Genomic DNA, 1,613 nt, shown 5'->3' with positions numbered 1-1,613 from the left:
GAAGCCTGATCATCACGGCGGTAAGGATTGTTCTCTCTGCCAGCCACTCTCCTTCTCAGGCATCGGCCGCCTCCACTCCGGCCCACCTGAGGATAAACCGGTAATCCTCCCCGGGAATATCGCGCATGGCCTGCCGGAGGTGGCCGGACCACATCTTCTTGTTCGTGATGAGCGTGAGGTCCCCGATCGGGGGTTTGAATTCGAGGGGCCCGGCAAAGGCCGCGACCGGCCGGACGTTCATACGGAAGGGGAAGACCTCGCCGCCCATCTGCGGCCGCATTCATGACAGTTTCCATTATCAGTTGTTTCATAGAGCACTACCCAAAATACTGCCGGAGAAGATCCATGATTTCGTCATGGAACTTGCTTCCCCCGTCCTTACGTTTTTGCTGGATCTCCTGCACAATCAGGCCGTGCTGGTTCTGGCAACATCACGCATAGCCACGAAGAGCGCGGAAAGTGGTGGGATGGGTATGCTCTTCCCTTTGCGGCCTTCCGCGCGGGTCAACCCGGGGCTGCCGGCTGCCCGGAGAGCAGCAGGGCGCGAATACCCGGCATTTTTTTGTCGGGACGCCCAATACTGGGTACATGGTTTACCGGTTTTCTGGTCGGATGGGGCGGGTCCCGGAGTCGTTCCTTGATGAGCTCTTCCGGGTCTCGGCGGTCCCCGGGGTGATCTCGTTTGCCGGAGGGCTGCCGGGCTCTGCCTACATCGACGTCGAGGGGCTCCGCGATGCTGCCCGTGCGGTCTTTTCTGAAGACGGGCGGACGGCGCTTCAGTACACGACGACCGACGGCTACCTGCCGCTCCGGGAGTTCATCGCCGACCGCTACCGGCGGAGGCTCGGCCTTCCGGCGACCCCTGAGGAGATCCAGATCGTGAACGGGTCCCAGCAGTGCCTTGACCTGGTCGCAAAGATCTTCCTCGACCCCGGGGACGCTGTCGGGATGGAGCGGCCCGGCTACCTCGGCGCGATCGAGGCCTTCTCCCTCTACGAGCCGGTCTTTCACGCGGTTCCGCTCGTGGAGGACGGGCCTGACCTGGACGCATTTGCGGCGCTTGTCCGGAAGTATGCCCCGAAGTTCTTCTACGGTATCCCGAACTCCCAGAACCCCTCCGGGAGGACGTATTCGGAGGAGAAGCGCCGGGGCGTCGCCGAGATCCTCGAGGGCACGGATACGGTCTTCTACGAGGACGACGCCTTCGGGGAGCTCTTCTTCGACGGGAAGCCCCGGCCGCCGGTGAAGCGCTTCCTCCCCGACCAGGGGATCATGTCGGGGTCGTTCTCGAAGATCGTCGCCCCTGGTATGCGGATCGGCTGGATATACGCGCCCGAGCCGATCCTCCGGGAGTTCAACGTCGCAAAGCAGGCTGCCGACCTCCACTCGAACTTCCTCTGCCAGGTGATCCTGCACCGGTACCTTGCGACCCATGACCTGGACGCCCACGTCGCCCGTGTCTCTGCCGTCTACGGCAGGCAGTGCCGGTTGATGTGCGACCTCCTCGACGACCTGATGCCGCCTGGGGTGACCCACACCACCCCCGAGGGCGGGATGTTTTTGACGGCAGCCCTGCCTGACGGGGTCTCGTCGATGGAGGTCTTCCGCGAGGG

At 63.4% G+C, this 1,613-nt stretch carries 2 protein-coding genes; one reads left to right on the top strand and one right to left on the bottom strand.

Features of this window, described 5'->3' with window-relative positions; translation table 11 throughout:
• Positions 1 to 55: 55 nt before the first annotated feature.
• Complete coding sequence (locus tag BP858_RS10700) at positions 56 to 280, bottom strand: hypothetical protein (protein WP_074175256.1); 225 nt, start codon at positions 278 to 280, stop codon at positions 56 to 58.
• A 308-nt stretch (positions 281 to 588) separates the two neighbouring features.
• On the opposite strand from BP858_RS10700, the gene BP858_RS10695 reads away from it, so the two are divergent.
• On the top strand, positions 589 to 1,613 hold a 1,025-nt coding region (locus BP858_RS10695), incomplete at its 3' end, for a PLP-dependent aminotransferase family protein (RefSeq protein ID WP_286879476.1).

Source organism: Methanoculleus sp. UBA413, from assembly GCF_002502935.1.
In the GTDB taxonomy this organism is placed as follows: domain Archaea; phylum Halobacteriota; class Methanomicrobia; order Methanomicrobiales; family Methanoculleaceae; genus Methanoculleus; species Methanoculleus bourgensis.
The sequence above is the reverse complement of the archived record's forward strand: the minus strand, read 5'-3'. Positions and strand labels throughout refer to the sequence as shown.

Excerpts from the sequence above, each read along its gene's own strand:
- BP858_RS10700 (WP_074175256.1), bottom strand. The coding sequence starts at position 280 with ATGCGGCCGCAGATGGGCGGCGAGGTCTTCCCCTTCCGTATGAACGTC.